The sequence below is a fragment of the Pandoraea faecigallinarum genome (assembly GCF_001029105.3).
In the GTDB taxonomy this organism is placed as follows: domain Bacteria; phylum Pseudomonadota; class Gammaproteobacteria; order Burkholderiales; family Burkholderiaceae; genus Pandoraea; species Pandoraea faecigallinarum.
Genome location: NZ_CP011807.3, coordinates 3,134,150 through 3,149,229 on the forward strand (window position 1 = coordinate 3,134,150; position 15,080 = coordinate 3,149,229).

Below are 15,080 nucleotides of genomic sequence, written 5' to 3' on the forward strand. Positions count from 1 at the left end.
TATCGGATTGACAGCACGATAGGAATCTACAGATATGCGCAGCTTCAGGCAAAGAAACCTTTGTCATTAGCTTATGCAAAGCCCCCCGCTCAGAAACCGGCGGGCGACGTGGCCTGTGGCACGCTTTTGGCCGACGCTTCCTGCTCCGCGCCGTAAGCCGCCCCCTTTTCCCATAACGCCAGCACGTCGGCGGACGGGGCGAGCGCGAGAGAATGCCCGTGGGGCGGTACGCCCGCATGAAACGATTCGCGCTGGAGTTGTGCCATTTCGCCGCTGCGAAACATCTCGGCGAGCGCCGCGTCGACCAGGGCCTTGAAGGCCGGATCGTCTTTCGGCAGCACCAGCGCGTAGGTCTCGGGGACATCGGCGAGCGGTTTGCCGACGATCCGGTAGGCGTGCGGCGTCCGGCTCGTGGCGCGCAAGCCTTCGAGCAAGACGTCGTCGAGGGCGAGTGCCTGTGCCCGTCGCTCGCGCAGCATGCGAAACGCGTCGTCGTAGTCCCGGGCCATTAGCAACTGGAAGCCCGTGCCGGCATGCTGCGCTCGCACGAGCCGCTCGGCGGTCGTTCCCTGAACGACGGCGAGCCGCAGCCCGCGCATATCGTCGATCCCTTCGATGCCCGCGCCGCGACGGACCATCAGACGAACGTTGGCTGCGTAATACGGCAGGCTGAACGCCACCTGCTGCTCGCGCTCGGCAGTGACCGTCGATGGGGCGCAGTCGATATCGATCGCATCTCCCCTGACGAGCGGCCCCCGCATCTGTTCGATCACTCGCACCGGCGTGCTGCGCAGTTCGGACATCCCCATGGCCTTTTGCAATGCCGGGACGATGCGCTGACACAACGCCCACGCCAATCCCATCGGCTGGTCGTGTGCATCGACATAGGAAAACGGGACGGCCGTCTGACGATAGCCGAGAAGAATGCGGCCGCGCTCGCGAATGCGTGCCGTTGTGGGGGTGTCCTCAAACGGCAGGGGCGAGTGCGCGGCGCCATCGCGCGGCATCGACACAGCCGCTGGCACGGGCGGAAACACCGGTCCCAGACGCGGCATGCCCGCCATCGGCGGCCCGCCAGCGATGGCCGTACACGATGCCACGGCGATCAGCGAGACACCGACAACGCGAAGCCACCGCGCGACAGGTCCCCGCAACGGGGCGTGCAGCGAGGTAGATGACGGCGTGAGCGATGACGTGGATGACGAAGCGGGCAGGGACACCGGCGGTAGGGACATGGTCGACGCGCAGCCAAGGAAGGAAATGCCCGTACCTTAGTCATGGCATTCACCGGCCCCGCGCCCTATTCCATGTTTTCGGACAATTCCCTTTGGACTAATTTGCCGGCGCGACGTCTCAGCGCGTATGTGCCAGCAACGTCTGCAACAGTTGTTCGTCGTCCTCGGGAGCCGGGGCCGTGTTGTCGAATCGCACCAGCCCGGGGAAGGCGGCCGCGGGAGGCAGAAAGCGCCGCAAGCGATACTCGTCCCAATGCTCCAGTTTGTAAGCGTCGTTCGGATTGCCGCGGCTCACGATGCGCGCCTTTGCCTGCGCCTCGTCCAGATCCACCCACACCACATGCACCCCCACGTCGTCGTCGATGCCGAGCCACGCCCGGTCGAACAGAAGACCTTCGCGCAACTCGCGTGACAGCGGGCCGACCACGAGGACATTCACCCCCAAACGCAGGTTTTCACGCGCCGTTTCGAGTAACCCGGCGTACTCGGGCTCGCGCAACGTCTCCAGATACAGCGGGCTGTCGCGGTCGTTCGGGTTGCCTGTGAGTGCGCCCATCACCGCCGCGCTGTAAGCGCCATACAGCGTGTCCTTGTCGAGCAGGCAGAACGCCTCGCCGCTGCGTGCGATCAACGGACGGATGAGACGCTTCGCGAGCGTCGTCTTCCCCGCTCCCGCGTGACCGCAGAAAAAGATCAGACGTGTCATGTGACCCCTCTTGTGACGGATGACCTCGCTTGCAAGCGGCTTGCCCTCACTTGTGCCCCGCGTCACTCAATGACGCTCGAACATCACAAAGTGCTTGCGCACCGGCTCCACGACTTCGAACACCCCTTCGAAGCCGGCCGGAATGACGCACGCATCGCCCGGGCCGAACTCCGACGCATTGCCATTGAGATCGCTGATCCGGATGCGCCCTTCGATCACTGAGAAAAACTCCTGACGATGCGCACCAAAGGCAATGCGCCAGGCGCCCGGCTCGCACGTCCATTCGCCGCAGTCGAATTCGCCGAGGGCATCGGTGTAGAACGAACGCGTCACACGCTGCGGATTGCCGCTTACCCGGCGGGCCTGCGCCGGGTGGTCGAAGACAGCTTCACCGGCCTGATCCGGTGCGAACGTGATGAGCGACGGGCAAGAAGAAAGGTGAGAAGAATTCGTCATGGGTCTGTCGGGAAGTCCGGATGAAAGAGATCGCTCAATTGACTCAGTTGAGCGCCGCGCTCAGTTTGCGTCGCCACGCCGCCACGGTCGCCGGGTCGCTCTCGGCCAATGCATCGAAGATCGCCAGCATCGACTTGCGGCCCGCGTCGTCGCCGAACGACCGGTCGCGCTGCACGATGTCGAGCAACGTCTGCAAGGCCGGTTCGAAAGCCCGATCGGCCAGATAGCGATTGGCGAGGTCCAGACGCGCCTGCAAGTTGCCCGGATCGGCATTCACACGATCGAGCAATTCGGCCGCGGGCGGCAGGTGGCTCGCCTGCTCCGCGGCTTCGATACGCGTGGTGAGTGCTGCTATGCGGGCGTCGCCGCTCGCGGCCGTGCGCGGCGACAGCAGCGTGAGTTCCGTGCGGGCCGCCTCGGTCTCGCCCATCCCGAGCAGCACGTCGACCAGATCGAGGCGCACGTCGTCGTGTGCGGGATCGAGGGCGAGCGCCGCTTGCAGCGCGTCGCGAGCCACTGCCGGCTGCCCGTCGGCCAACGCGGTGCGCGCGACCTTGCGCGCCATCTCGGCCGGGTTCGGCACGATACGCTCGATGAATGCGCGCAACTGGCCTTCGGGCAGCGCGCCGACGAATTGGTCGACGGGCTCGCCGTCGACGAACGCCACCACCGTAGGCAAGCTGCGCACGCCATATTCGGCGCATAGCTGCGCGTTTTCGTCGGCATTGATCTTGACGAGCCGGATGCGTCCCTGAGCTTCGGCTTCCAGCTTTTCGAGCATCGGCCCGAGGGCATTGCACGGGCCGCACCACGGGGCCCAGAAGTCGGCCAGCACGGGCACCTGATGCGAGACGGCCAGCACGTCGGTGTCGAAGCTGGCGAGATTGGTATCGATCATAGGTCCTATCGAGCGTGGTAAATTGCGTGAACGGCGGCCTCTGCCCCATGGCAAAGCATGGAAAGTCATCGCAAACGGCCGCCCGCTTGAAGCATGGTAATCGCAAAACCGGGCAAAACGGTACGGACGCGCAAGCGTGCCGAGGGTTCCCGCCCCGGCCACGCGTCGCGTCACATACCCGACCGGACCTACATCAGGCAGGGAGGCTCATGCACGCAAGCCACGGCACGGCGATTTTCTTCACGCAACTGCTCTTGCTGGTCCTCGTCGGCCGACTGCTCGGCGAGTTGATGCAGCGCCTGCGTCAACCGGCTGTCATGGGACAGTTGCTGGCCGGCGTGCTGCTCGGCCCCTCCATCTTCGGGGCGCTCCTGCCCGCCTGGCAACACGCCGTCTTTCCCGATAACGAAGCCCAGAAGAAGATGCTCGACGCCGTCTCGGAGCTGGGCGTGCTGCTGCTTCTCCTGTCGACCGGCCTCGAGACGGATCTCGGCCTCGTGCGTCGCATGAAGCGCATGGCGATCTTCGCCTCCGCAGGCGGCATGCTGATCCCGTTCGCGTGCGGCTTCGCGCTGGGCTGGCACTTGCCCGACGGCCTGTTGCCGCACCCGGAAGCGCGGCTCGTCACGTCGCTATTCCTCGGCACGGCGCTGTCGATTTCGTCGGTCAAGGTCGTGGCCATGGTCATTCGCGAAGTCGACTATCTGCGTCGCAATATCGGCCAGATCATTCTCGCCGCGGCCATTCTCGACGACACCACGGGCTGGATCATCATCGCTGCCATCGCCGGTCTGGGGGCGAGCGGCTCCATCGACCTCGGACATTTGTCGATCAGTCTGGGCGGCACGCTACTGTTCATCGTGCTGTGCTTTACCGTCGGCAAACGAGCGGTCGCCGTGGCGATTCGCTGGACGAACGACCGCTTCACCATCGAGATGCCCGTTCTCAGCGCCATTCTCGTCATTACGTTCGTGCTGGCGCTCGCCACGGACAAGCTCGGCGTGCATACCGCGCTGGGCGCCTTCATGGCGGGCGTGATGATCGGCCAGTCGCCGATTCTCACCGAACAGATCGAAGCGCGGCTGCGCGGGCTGATCGTCGCGCTTTTCGCTCCGGTGTTCTTCGGGGTGGCCGGGTTGTCCGTCGATCTGAGCATTTTGCTCGACTGGCGCATGCTGGGGCTGGTCGCCGGACTGATTCTGATTGCAAGCATCGGCAAGTTCGCGGGATGTTTCGCCGGCGCTCGCGTGGGCGGCATGTCGTCCGCCGAAGCCCTCGCGCTGGCCACCGGCATGAACGCACGCGGCTCGACGGAGATCATCGTGGCGAGCATCGGTCTGTCGCTCGGGGTACTGAGCAAGGATCTTTACACGATGATCGTCATCATGGCGCTCATCACCACGCTTATCATGCCGCCGGTATTGCGGCGCGCGCTCGTTCGCATCCCGCTGTCGGAGGAGGAAAAGGCGCGGCTGGAGAAGGAAGCGGCCGAGGAGAAGGACTTCCTGCCGAACGTCGAGCGCATTCTGGCTGCCGTCGACGGCAGCGCGAACGGGCGCTTTGCCGCATGGATCGCCGGGCTGACGTCGGGGGTACGCGGCACGCTCGCCACCGTGCTCGCCCCGGCGCCGGCGCCAACGGATGGCGGCAAGGCCGCGCGTGAGGTCAAGGCGTCGGCGGGCGACGGCAACTTCGCCGATCCGCGCAACGCCACAACGCCGGCGCCCGCGTCTGCCTCGCAAACCGATGAGGAAGGCGCCGGCCGCGACGCCTACGACATCGCCCTCGCCGCTGCCACATTGGCCATCGGGCGCGCGCCGGGCACGCCTGGCGTCAAGGAGGACAAGCCTGTCGACAACGACGACAAGGCGCGCGAGGCAGCTCGTCTTATCTTGCGCGAACGCACTGGCAAGGCGCCGCAAAAGACGCCCGAGTTGCCGCATGGCCCGGTGAAGGAAGACGCCGATGTGAGCGGTAAGCGGGACAACGCGTCGGAGAGTTGCGAATCGGGCGACGCCGGCAAGTCCGCTGAATTCGCTGAATCCACCGCCTCCGGCAAGTCAGCCAGGCCCGCCAGGTCCGCCAGGTCCGCCCAATCGGATCGATCGCATGAACGCGCGCCGAGGCACGAACCTGTCGGCGAAGCGCACGACGACAAGCGCGTGAGCGAAGCCACGGAGGAAGGCGAATTCGTGGCGAACGATCCTTCGGACACCGCTCATGAGCAGGAAGCGGCGCACCCCGACAGCAGCCATGAAGCCACCCGTATCTCCGACGAAATCGCCAAGGGTTACGGGTTCGTGGTCGCCGGGTTCGACGCTCCCGGTGAAGAGTCGGACTCCGATGTCCCGCCGTTACCCTTGCCAACCGGTGTGCTGCCGCTCACCAAGGCGTTCGACGGGGCCATCGCCATCGTACTGGCACATGGCGATCACGTGCGCAAGCCGGACGCGCCGCTCAATATCCTCGTGCCGGTCTCGGGGACCGACTATTCGCGGCATGCGGCTGAGTTGGCGATTACGCTCGCACGGGCCGCCGACGCGCCGGTGACGGCATTGCATGTCTCCGCGCGCGTGGCGCCCGGCATGCTGCACCGCCGTTGGCGTGCTCGGGCGCTGCGCCCGGACGCCGCCGAAGCCGCCATGATGGAGAACCTGCACTCACTGGCCGAGCGCAACGGCGTGAAGTTGCGCACGCGGCTGCTCGCCGGCGGCAGGATCGACGAGGCTGTGCTCCACCAGATCCGTCACGGCAAACACAATCTGCTGGTGCTGGGCGTGCAGCCGCGCTTTGGTGACCGGCTCAACTTCGGTGCGGTGTCGCATCGTCTGCTGGAAGAGCGACACTGCTCGGTCATCGTGCTCAGTGCCTGACGTGCGGCGTGCGGCGCCGGTATCCAGCGGCCGGCATCAGGTCGCCGACTGCTTGCGTTCGGGCAGCGGAATCCACTCCGTCTCCCCGGGCACCTTGCCCATCGTCTGCGCCGTCCAGTCGGCCTTCGCCTGCTCGATGCGCTCCCGGCTCGACGACACGAAGTTCCAGAAAATGAAGCGCTCGCCATCGAGCGGCGCGCCGCCGAGCAGCATCAGCCGCGCCGGCTTCTCGCCTGCCACGATGCGCGCGTCGCCGCCCGGTGCCAGCACACCCATGCGGTGTTCGGGCAACGCCTCGTCATTGACCGTCACCTCGCCCTGCACGGTGTAGACCGCCCGCTGCTCATACTCGGGCGGCAACACGAATGCGGCGCAGGGTTCCATTTCGACGGCCAGATAAAAGATGGGGGAAAACACCTTCACGGGCGCCTTCTCGCCAAAGGCCTCACCCAGAATAAGGCGCATGTGAACGCCCGGCAGGAAGATGTCCGGCAGCGACGCCGCATCGTGATGTGCGAACGACGGCTCCGTCTCTTCGTCGGCCCGCGGCAGCGCGACCCACGTCTGGATGCCGTGCACGTCACCGCCGCGCTCGCGCACGTCCGGCGGCGTGCGCTCCGAATGCACGATGCCGCGCCCGGCCGTCATCCAGTTGACCGCACCCGGCGTGATGCGCTGGTCGCTGCCGAGACTGTCGCGGTGCCAGATCTCGCCGTCGAACAGATAGGTGACGGTCGCCAGCCCGATATGCGGGTGCGGACGCACGTCCATGCCTTGCCCGGGCGGGAGCGTCGCCGGGCCCATGTGATCGAAGAAGATGAACGGCCCGACCGTCTTGAACGCAAGACTGGGCAGACTGCGTTGCACGGTGAAGGCGCCGATATCGCTCAGATGCGGCTTGAGCACGGCAAGGAATGGACTCGTGGATTCGGTCATGGCGCGACTCTCCTGCGGGCTGCGTGTACGTTTCACGTTCGTGGGCTTGCCGCCCGATTGTAGAGGACATTGCGGGCGGGCTCCATGACACTTGCGCGTGATTGCCCTCGCGCAAATACGTGTCTTCGCGCATGCGGAGGCGGCATCGCTCCTATAATGCAAGGATTGTGCAACGCTTCTGGCACGCGCGCGTCGCGTGCATCGACTTATGAACAAGGCCTTCGTCAAGGAAGATAACGGCGACGACGATGACGATCTCGACGCCGGCGCCCCGGAGATTCCGCCGGGCACCAAGAACTACATTACACCGGCGGGCTATCGTCGCCTGAAGGACGAACTGCTGGACCTCATCGACAATCAACGCCCCGAGGTGGTGAAAATCGTGTCGTGGGCGGCGTCCAACGGCGACCGGTCGGAGAACGGCGATTACATCTACGGCAAGCGGCGGCTGCGCGAGATCGACCGTCGCATCCGCTTTCTGACGCGGCGCCTGGATAATGCCGAGGTGGTCGACACGCGCCGTCAGGAAAACGTCGATCAGGTGTTTTTCGGCGCGCAGGTGACATATGCCGACGGCAAGGGCGACGAGCATACGATCATGATCGTCGGCATCGACGAGGTCGATCTCGACCGGGGGCATGTCAGCTGGATTTCGCCCATCGCGCGCGCCATCACCAAATCGAAGATCGGCGATACGGTGCCGTTGCGCACGCCCGCCGGCCTCGATCAGATCGAAATTCTGGACGTGCGCTATCCGCCGTCGGAGTAGCGGCGCGGCACCCGCCCGCGCTCAATAGTTGCCGCGTTCGCGCGCGATGCGCATGGCGTGATTGGCGTGAATTTCTTCCTGGTGCCGCTCGCTCGGGCGTTCGCGCGCCACTCGCATCACGTCGGGGTTCACACGAATTCGGCGCATCACGTTAGCCAGATGCACGCGGTCGCTCACCTGAATGAGGAAACGCAGCGTGGCCGATTCGTCCGGCACCACTTCGTCCATACCGATATGAACGATGTTCGCGTCCGAGGCGGTGATGTCCGCCGCCACGCGCGAAAACACGCCCCGGTTGTGATGCACCAGCACCTTGATGCCGACGTCAAACAACCGGCCCGGCTGTGGCGCCCACGCCACGTCGATCCAGCGGGTCGGGTCCTTGCGGTGGATGCGGCGCGCGACCGGACAATCTGTGGTGTGAATCGCCATGCCGAGTCCAATACCGATGTAACCCATGATAGCGTCGCCCGGAATCGGCCTGCAGCACGCCGAGAATTGCACCGACATGCCTTCCGTGCCGGTGATGAGCACGGGCGGTCCCACATTTTCGTCACCGGTACGCGGGGAATCCGGATCGTCCGGGCTATCGTCGTTCTCGCCTTCCTTGCCCGAAGAGAGCACAGCGAGACGCTTGGCCATGACCGCCGCCACACGGCGCCCCAGTCCGATATCCGCGAAGATGTCCTGGCGATCCTTGTTGCCCGTCCACTGGGCGAGCTTGTCCCACGTCTCCGGCGAAATCTCGCTCATCGTCAGGCCGTAGCCCTTGAGTGCCTGCTCGACCAGACGCTCACCAAGCTGCACCGACTCGGCGAAACGCATCGTCTTGAGGTAATGGCGAATGGCGGAGCGCGCCTTGCCCGTGCGCACGAAGCCGAGCCACACGGGGTTCGGCTTCGAATACGGCGCGGTAATCACTTCGACGATGTCGCCATTCTTCAGCTCGGTGCGAAGCGGCAGCAACTCGTTGTTGATCTTGACGGCCACGCACTGATTGCCCAGATCGCTGTGGACCGAATACGCGAAGTCGAGCGCCGTCGCACCGCGCGGCAGCGCCATGATGCGCGCCTTCGGCGTGAAAACGTACACGGCGTCGGGAAACAGGTCGATCTTGACGTGTTCGAGGAATTCGGTGGAATCGCCCGTCTCGCTCTGAATGTCGAGCAGCGATTGCAGCCACTGGTGCGCGTGCTTTTGCACGTCGTTCATGTCCGCGCCGCCGTTCTTGTACAGCCAGTGCGCGGCCACGCCCGCCTCCGCGATCTCGTGCATGCGGCGCGTGCGGATCTGGAATTCGATCGGCGTGCCGAACGGGCCGACGAGCGTCGTGTGCAACGACTGGTACCCGTTGACCTTCGGAATCGCGATGTAGTCCTTGAACTTGCCGGGCACCGGCTTGTAGAGCGCGTGCAGCACGCCGAGCGCCAGATAGCACTGTGCATTCGATTCGACGACGACACGGAACCCGTACACGTCCAGCACTTGCGAGAACGACAACTGCTTTTCCTGCATCTTCGTATAGATGCTGAAGAGTGTCTTCTCGCGGCCAAAGACGTCGGCGCTCACCTCGCCGTCCTTGAGCGCCTTCTCGACGGCGTCGAGAATCTTGCCCACCACTTCGCGCCGGTTGCCCCGCGCGGCCTTCACGGCCTTGTCGAGCACGGCATAACGGCGCGGGTGGTAATTCGCAAAGCTCAGATCCTGGAGTTCGCGATAGGTGTTGTTCAAACCGAGACGGTGCGCGATGGGTGCGTAGATGTCGAGCGTTTCGCGCGCCACGCGGCGCTGCTTTTCCGTCGACGTCACGCCAAGCGTGCGCATGTTGTGCAGCCGGTCTGCGAGCTTCACGAGAATGACGCGCACGTCGCGCGCCATCGCCAGCAGCATTTTGCGGAAGCTCTCGGCTTGCGCTTCTTCACGGCTGCGAAACTCCATCTTGTCGAGTTTCGACAAACCGTCGACCAGTTCCGCAACCTTCGGCCCGAATCGCTCGGCGAGTTCGGCCTTGGTCACGCCCTGATCTTCCATCACGTCGTGCAACAGGGCGGCCATGATCGACTGCGCGTCGAGTTTCCACTCGGCACAGATCTCGGCAACGGCGACGGGATGGGTAATGTAAGGCTGTCCGCTCTGACGATATTGGCCCAGATGGGCTTCGTCGCTGAACTGGAAGGCTTCCTTGATTTGCGCGAGGTCGCTTTCCTTGAGGTATTCCCCAAGCATGCCCTTCAGACGGGCGATCGAGACGACCTCGTGCTTGCGCGGCTGTTCGGGCGTTGCCGTCGGACCGAAGAGGTGCCGATAGGATTGCTCCAACAGCGCGTCGATGTACTGTCGCGTGGCGCTCTCACCCTTTTTCTTTTTGCGCTCGGGCTTGGGCTCCCCCGCTTTGGGTTCATCCGCAGCGATGGACGCGGCCGGTGATTTCGCATGACTCATACGTGTACCTGCATCGTCGAGCGGCCCGGAGCGTCACATCGCATCAGTGCAGTCTCCCGATCAGAGCGGCACTTTCTTGAGCATCTCGATGCCAACCTGGCCCGCCGCGATTTCGCGCAGCGCGACGACAGTCGGCTTGTCCTTGTTGTTTTCGAGCTTCGGCGTATGACCTTGCGCCAGCTGGCGGGCGCGGTAGGTCGCGGCGAGTGCGAGCTCGAAGCGATTCGGAATTTGTTTCAGGCAATCTTCAACGGTAATTCGGGCCATAAGGAGGTTCCTTCTCAATATAAGGCGTATTCTATCGCAGCCGGCGCGCGCTCGCGTAAAACGCAAGCGCCGTGGGCGATTGCGACGGTGTTACTCGTGTTCGTTCGGTGCGTGAATGTCCAGGTCGGTGAACAACGTCTTGTGACGCGCGTACTGCGAAGCAAAGCGCAGGCGCACCGCCGTGAATACCGATTGCAGTTGATCGAGCGCGCGCTGGAATTCGTCGTTGATGATGATGAAGTCCGCTTCCGGCGCGTGGGCGATCTCGCCACCGGCGGCCAGCAGGCGCCGCGCAATGACCTTCGGCTCGTCCGTGCCGCGCTTTTTCAGCCGCTCTTCGAGCGCCTCGATGGACGGCGGCAGAATGAAGATGCCCACCGCATTCGAGAAGCGCTTACGCACTTGCTGCGCGCCCTGCCAATCAATCTCCAGCAGCACGTCGCGGCCGTCCCGCATCTGTTCCTCGATCCACACACGCGACGTGCCGTAATAGTTGCCGTGGACTTCGGCGCTCTCCAGAAACTCACCGCGCTTGCGGCGCTCCAGAAACTGCTCGACGGAGATGAAGTTGTAATGCACCCCTTCCTCTTCGTTCGGACGCGGCGCACGCGTGGTGCACGAAATCGACAGGCGGACTTCGCTGTCCTGCGCGAGCAGCGCGTTGACGAGCGTGGACTTGCCAGCACCCGAGGGGGCGACCACCATGAACAGATTGCCTGGATACTCGGCATGCAGGGCGGGTTGCGGGGCGTGGGATTGCGAGGACATACGACTTACTCCAGGTTCTGCACTTGCTCGCGCATCTGCTCGATGTAGAGCTTTAGCTCCATCGAGGCATCGGCGAGTTCCTTCGAGGCCGCTTTCGAGCCGAGCGTATTCGCTTCGCGATTGAGCTCCTGCATCATGAAATCGAGCCGTTTGCCGACCAGCCCCCCCTTGTCGAGGATATGGCGGGTTTCCTTCAGGTGGGCATCGAGACGTGTGAGTTCTTCCGCCACGTCGATACGCACGCCGTACATCGTCACTTCCTGACGAATCCGTTCCGCGATCTCTTCCTTGCCCGGCGCCGCGGCGCCTTCCGGCACGACCACGCCCAACGCTTCCTGGAGACGGTCGACGATCTTCTGCTGATGACGCGCGATCAACTCCGGCACGAGCGGCTGCAGGCCCGCGAGAATGGTTTCCATCTTTTCGATGCGCTCGATGAGGCTTGCCTTGAGTTGCGCACCTTCGCGCTTGCGCACGTCGACGAGATCGCCGATGGCGGCGCGACCCGCGTCGATGACGGCATCGCGCAGCGCTTCGGCGCTCACCGACTCTTCGCCCAGCACGCCTGGCCAGCGCAGGATTTCACCCGTGCGCATGCGTTCGGCGCCGGGGAAAAGCGCGAGGACCTGCTGTTCGAGATCGGCGAGTTGCCTGACGGCGTCGAGATTGAGCGCACCGCCGGTGCCGCTCTCGGGACGCTGCACGTTGATGCGAATGTCGACTTTGCCGCGCGAGAGCTTGGCGGTGAGCGCTTCGCGCAGCACCGGCTCGCACGCACGCGCTTCTTCGGGCATGCGGAATGCCAGATCGAGAAAGCGCGAATTGACGGTGCGCAATTCGACCGACACGCTCGCGCCTGCGGCTCCATCGGCATGCGCAATGTCGCGCGTGACGCTGGCGTAGCCGGTCATACTGTAGATGTTGTTGTCTTTCATCGGGGTGACCGGTACCACAGCGCCGTGACAGTTTTTCAGCGGAGCAGTGCAGCAACCGGTTTCGCATGCAATGGATGAAACGCGATTATCGCATTTTCCGGCCCCGCGCTCCCGAATCCGCACGCGGCGGCGGCGCCCTGCGGGCATGCCGATGGCGTTTAGCGATACCATTCGGGTATTGCCGCATTAATTCACCTCGCAGGACATTCACTCATGACTCAAATCACCCGCCCGGACGGCCGTGCGCATGACGCATTGCGCCCCGTGCGCATCACCCGCCAATACACCCGCTACGCCGAAGGTTCGGTGCTGATCGAATGCGGCGAGACCAAGGTCATCTGCACGGCCAGCGTCGAAGAGAAAGTGCCGGGTTTCCTGCGCGATTCGGGCCAGGGCTGGCTGACGGCCGAATACGGCATGCTGCCGCGCGCCACGCACACGCGCGGCGATCGCGAAGCCGCACGCGGCAAACAAAGCGGACGCACGCAAGAAATCCAGCGCCTCATCGGCCGGTCGCTGCGCGCTGTGTTCGACCTCGAGAAGTTCGGTCCGCGCACGATCCAGATCGACTGCGACGTCATTCAGGCCGACGGCGGCACGCGTTGCGCGTCGATCACCGGCGCGTTCGTCGCAGCGCACGACGCGGTCTCGAAACTCATTGCCGAAGGCAAGCTCGACGCATCGCCCATCCGCGCGCACGTCGCAGCCGTGTCCGTCGGCCTGTATCAAGGCCAGCCCGTGCTCGATCTGAACTACGCGGAAGACTCGGCGTGCGACACCGACATGAACGTCATCATGACGAGCGAAGGCGGATTTGTCGAAATTCAGGGTACGGCCGAAGGCGAGCCGTTCACGCGTGCACAGAGCCATGTGCTGCTCGATCTGGCCGATGCCGGCATCCGCCAGTTGATCGACGCTCAGAAGCGCGCGCTAGGAGTCTGACGATGTCCATGCAGAAGATCGTGCTGGCGTCGAACAACCCGGGCAAGCTGCGCGAGTTCGCGTCGCTGTTCGAGCCGCTGGGCATTCAGCTCGTGCCGCAGGGCATGCTCGGCGTGCCGGAGGCCGAGGAGCCTCACGTCACCTTCATCGAAAATGCGCTGGCCAAAGCCCGCCACGCCGCGGCCGCCACCGGCCTGCCTGCGCTGGCAGACGACTCGGGGCTGTGCGTGCCGATCCTCGGCGGCGCCCCCGGTGTCTATTCCGCGCGCTATGCCGCGCGCGCCGGACGCGAGAAATCGGATGCCGCGAACAACCGTCATCTGATCGAGCAACTCGCGCCGCACGCCGGCACCCCGGGTTATCGCGACGCCTACTATTTCGCAGCGCTGGTGCTGGTGCGCCACGCACAAGACCCGCAGCCGATCATCGCCGAAGGCCGCTGGGATGGCGAGATTGTCGACGACGCCCGCGGTGCCCACGGCTTCGGCTACGACCCGCACTTCCTCATCCGTTCGTTGAACCAGACGGCCGCGGAACTCGATCCTGCCGTCAAGAACGCTCACAGCCACCGTGCCCGCGCGCTGCGCGTGCTGCTGGAGAAGCTGGGGCGGGAGGCGTAAGCGGCATGAGTCAGTCCGTGCTGCCCGTGCAGAACTTCCTGCGCCCCGGCAAGATCAGCTTGCCGGCGCTGCCGCCGATGTCGCTGTACGTGCACTTTCCGTGGTGCGTTCGCAAGTGCCCGTACTGCGATTTCAACTCGCACGAATGGCGTGGCGGCGGGGGCGCACAAGCGTTCCCCGAGCAAGCGTATCTCGACGCACTGCGACACGATCTCGAACAGGCGTTGCCGCTGGTTTGGGGACGTCCGGTGCACACCGTGTTCATCGGCGGCGGCACACCAAGCCTGCTCTCGGCGGCGGGCCTCGATCGCCTGCTGTCGGATCTGCGCGCCCTGTTGCCGCTCGACGCCGATGCCGAGATCACGATGGAAGCGAACCCCGGTACGTTCGAAGCGGACAAGTTCCGCAGCTTCCGCGCGAGCGGCATCAACCGGTTGTCGATCGGCATCCAGAGTTTCAACAGCGAACATCTGAAGGCGCTCGGCCGCATTCACGGCGGCGACGAAGCGCGTCACGCCATCGAGATTGCGCAGGCGAACTTCGATAATTTCAACCTCGATCTGATGTTCGCGCTGCCGAACCAGACCTTGGCGCAATGCCGGCAGGACGTGGAGACGGCCATCTCGTTCGCGCCACCCCATCTGTCGCTGTACCACCTCACACTGGAACCGAATACGCAGTTTCACAAATATCCGCCGAACGTCCCGGACGACGATACGGCGGCGGACATGCAGGACTGGATCGCGGAGCGTACCGCGGGGGCCGGGTATGGACGTTACGAGGTGTCGGCCTATGCGCAGCCACACCGGCGCGCCAGGCACAACCTGAACTACTGGGAATTTGGCGACTATCTCGGCATCGGCGCGGGCGCGCACAGCAAGATTTCTTTCCCGCATCGCGTGCTGCGTCAGGTGCGCCACAAGCATCCCCAGCGGTATATGGAGACGGCCGCGACAGGCAACGCGATTCAGGAAGAGCGCGAGGTCGACGCCCGCGATTTGCCGTTCGAGTTCATGCTCAACGCATTGCGTCTGACGGATGGCGTCAAGAGCGAATTGTTCGCCGACCGGACCGGTTTGCCGATGGCGAAGATCGCCAAGGCGCTCGCGGCCGGCGTCGAGAAGGGATTGCTCGTCGACGACCCGCAACGCATTGCGCCAAGCGCGCTGGGACAACGCTTCCTGAACGATCTGCAAGAGATGTTTCTAAGCCGGGACGAGAAGTAAGCGCGCG

Annotated in this window: 14 protein-coding genes; 5 read left to right on the top strand and 9 right to left on the bottom strand. The window is 64.4% G+C overall.

Annotation, left to right across the window (positions count from 1 at the left end; translation table 11 throughout):
* Positions 1 to 89: 89 nt before the first annotated feature.
* From AB870_RS13610 to trxA, 4 genes are all read right to left on the bottom strand, one after another.
* A complete protein-coding gene (locus AB870_RS13610; protein ID WP_084663693.1) occupies positions 90 to 1,235 on the bottom strand; it encodes an amino acid ABC transporter substrate-binding protein in 1,146 nt (381 codons plus the stop codon).
* Between the two features lie 118 nt (positions 1,236 to 1,353).
* Positions 1,354 to 1,941 (bottom strand): P-loop nucleotide/nucleoside kinase family protein, encoded by a 588-nt coding sequence (locus tag AB870_RS13620; protein ID WP_047908192.1) that lies wholly within the window; start codon positions 1,939 to 1,941, stop codon positions 1,354 to 1,356.
* A gap of 66 nt (positions 1,942 to 2,007) precedes the next feature.
* Positions 2,008 to 2,397, bottom strand: a complete 390-nt coding sequence (locus tag AB870_RS13625; RefSeq protein ID WP_084663695.1) for a cupin domain-containing protein — start codon at positions 2,395 to 2,397, stop codon at positions 2,008 to 2,010.
* Positions 2,398 to 2,440: 43 nt separating this feature from the next.
* Complete coding sequence (gene trxA / locus AB870_RS13630) at positions 2,441 to 3,292, bottom strand: thioredoxin (protein WP_047908194.1); 852 nt, start codon at positions 3,290 to 3,292, stop codon at positions 2,441 to 2,443.
* A gap of 212 nt (positions 3,293 to 3,504) precedes the next feature.
* Between trxA and AB870_RS26785 the strand changes: the two genes are divergently transcribed.
* On the top strand, positions 3,505 to 6,168 hold the full coding sequence (locus AB870_RS26785) for a cation:proton antiporter domain-containing protein (RefSeq protein WP_053059370.1): 2,664 nt from the start codon (positions 3,505 to 3,507) through the stop codon (positions 6,166 to 6,168).
* A 36-nt stretch (positions 6,169 to 6,204) separates the two neighbouring features.
* Here AB870_RS26785 and AB870_RS13640 read toward each other — a convergent pair whose 3' ends face one another.
* Entirely contained in the window at positions 6,205 to 7,104 is a 900-nt protein-coding gene (locus AB870_RS13640) for a pirin family protein (RefSeq protein WP_047905119.1), read from the bottom strand.
* A gap of 208 nt (positions 7,105 to 7,312) precedes the next feature.
* On the opposite strand from AB870_RS13640, the gene greB reads away from it, so the two are divergent.
* A complete protein-coding gene (gene greB, locus AB870_RS13645) occupies positions 7,313 to 7,873 on the top strand; it encodes a transcription elongation factor GreB (protein WP_047905120.1) in 561 nt (186 codons plus the stop codon).
* A gap of 21 nt (positions 7,874 to 7,894) precedes the next feature.
* On the opposite strand, the gene AB870_RS13650 is transcribed toward greB, so the two are convergent.
* The 4 genes from AB870_RS13650 to AB870_RS13665 all read right to left on the bottom strand — a co-directional run bounded on the left by AB870_RS13650 (position 7,895) and on the right by AB870_RS13665 (position 12,285).
* Positions 7,895 to 10,315 carry a RelA/SpoT family protein gene (locus AB870_RS13650; protein WP_047905121.1) on the bottom strand — a complete coding sequence of 807 codons (2,421 nt, stop codon included), beginning with the start codon at positions 10,313 to 10,315 and terminating at the stop codon, positions 7,895 to 7,897.
* A gap of 60 nt (positions 10,316 to 10,375) precedes the next feature.
* The gene (gene rpoZ, locus AB870_RS13655; RefSeq protein ID WP_039397582.1) at positions 10,376 to 10,582 is read right to left on the bottom strand and encodes a DNA-directed RNA polymerase subunit omega; all 207 of its coding nucleotides are present in this window, start codon (positions 10,580 to 10,582) and stop codon (positions 10,376 to 10,378) included.
* A gap of 90 nt (positions 10,583 to 10,672) precedes the next feature.
* On the bottom strand, positions 10,673 to 11,350 hold the full coding sequence (gmk, locus tag AB870_RS13660) for a guanylate kinase (RefSeq protein ID WP_047905122.1): 678 nt from the start codon (positions 11,348 to 11,350) through the stop codon (positions 10,673 to 10,675).
* A gap of 5 nt (positions 11,351 to 11,355) precedes the next feature.
* Positions 11,356 to 12,285 (bottom strand): YicC/YloC family endoribonuclease, encoded by a 930-nt coding sequence (locus AB870_RS13665; protein ID WP_047905123.1) that lies wholly within the window; start codon positions 12,283 to 12,285, stop codon positions 11,356 to 11,358.
* A gap of 213 nt (positions 12,286 to 12,498) precedes the next feature.
* Here AB870_RS13665 and rph point away from each other — a divergent pair, with 213 nt between their 5' ends.
* From rph to hemW, 3 genes are read left to right on the top strand one after another with little or no spacing between them, the layout of a single operon-like run.
* Positions 12,499 to 13,227, top strand: a complete 729-nt coding sequence (gene rph / locus AB870_RS13670; protein ID WP_047905124.1) for a ribonuclease PH — start codon at positions 12,499 to 12,501, stop codon at positions 13,225 to 13,227.
* Between the two features lie 2 nt (positions 13,228 to 13,229).
* Positions 13,230 to 13,847 carry an RdgB/HAM1 family non-canonical purine NTP pyrophosphatase gene (gene rdgB / locus AB870_RS13675; protein WP_047905125.1) on the top strand — a complete coding sequence of 206 codons (618 nt, stop codon included), beginning with the start codon at positions 13,230 to 13,232 and terminating at the stop codon, positions 13,845 to 13,847.
* Between the two features lie 5 nt (positions 13,848 to 13,852).
* Positions 13,853 to 15,073 carry a radical SAM family heme chaperone HemW gene (gene hemW, locus AB870_RS13680; protein ID WP_047905126.1) on the top strand — a complete coding sequence of 407 codons (1,221 nt, stop codon included), beginning with the start codon at positions 13,853 to 13,855 and terminating at the stop codon, positions 15,071 to 15,073.
* Positions 15,074 to 15,080: the final 7 nt, after the last annotated feature.

Bases quoted from the DNA above. Each gene is read 5' to 3' on its own strand.
- rpoZ (WP_039397582.1), bottom strand. From the start codon at position 10,582: ATGGCCCGAATTACCGTTGAAGATTGCCTGAAACAAATTCCGAATCGC.
- rdgB (WP_047905125.1), top strand. From the start codon at position 13,230: ATGTCCATGCAGAAGATCGTGCTGGCGTCGAACAACCCGGGCAAGCTG.
- gmk (WP_047905122.1), bottom strand. From the start codon at position 11,350: ATGTCCTCGCAATCCCACGCCCCGCAACCCGCCCTGCATGCCGAGTAT.
- rph (WP_047905124.1), top strand. From the start codon at position 12,499: ATGACTCAAATCACCCGCCCGGACGGCCGTGCGCATGACGCATTGCGC.
- AB870_RS13665 (WP_047905123.1), bottom strand. From the start codon at position 12,285: ATGAAAGACAACAACATCTACAGTATGACCGGCTACGCCAGCGTCACG.
- greB (WP_047905120.1), top strand. From the start codon at position 7,313: ATGAACAAGGCCTTCGTCAAGGAAGATAACGGCGACGACGATGACGAT.
- AB870_RS13620 (WP_047908192.1), bottom strand. From the start codon at position 1,941: ATGACACGTCTGATCTTTTTCTGCGGTCACGCGGGAGCGGGGAAGACG.
- AB870_RS26785 (WP_053059370.1), top strand. From the start codon at position 3,505: ATGCACGCAAGCCACGGCACGGCGATTTTCTTCACGCAACTGCTCTTG.
- AB870_RS13650 (WP_047905121.1), bottom strand. From the start codon at position 10,315: ATGAGTCATGCGAAATCACCGGCCGCGTCCATCGCTGCGGATGAACCC.
- AB870_RS13640 (WP_047905119.1), bottom strand. From the start codon at position 7,104: ATGACCGAATCCACGAGTCCATTCCTTGCCGTGCTCAAGCCGCATCTG.
- AB870_RS13610 (WP_084663693.1), bottom strand. From the start codon at position 1,235: ATGTCCCTACCGCCGGTGTCCCTGCCCGCTTCGTCATCCACGTCATCG.
- AB870_RS13625 (WP_084663695.1), bottom strand. From the start codon at position 2,397: ATGACGAATTCTTCTCACCTTTCTTCTTGCCCGTCGCTCATCACGTTC.
- hemW (WP_047905126.1), top strand. From the start codon at position 13,853: ATGAGTCAGTCCGTGCTGCCCGTGCAGAACTTCCTGCGCCCCGGCAAG.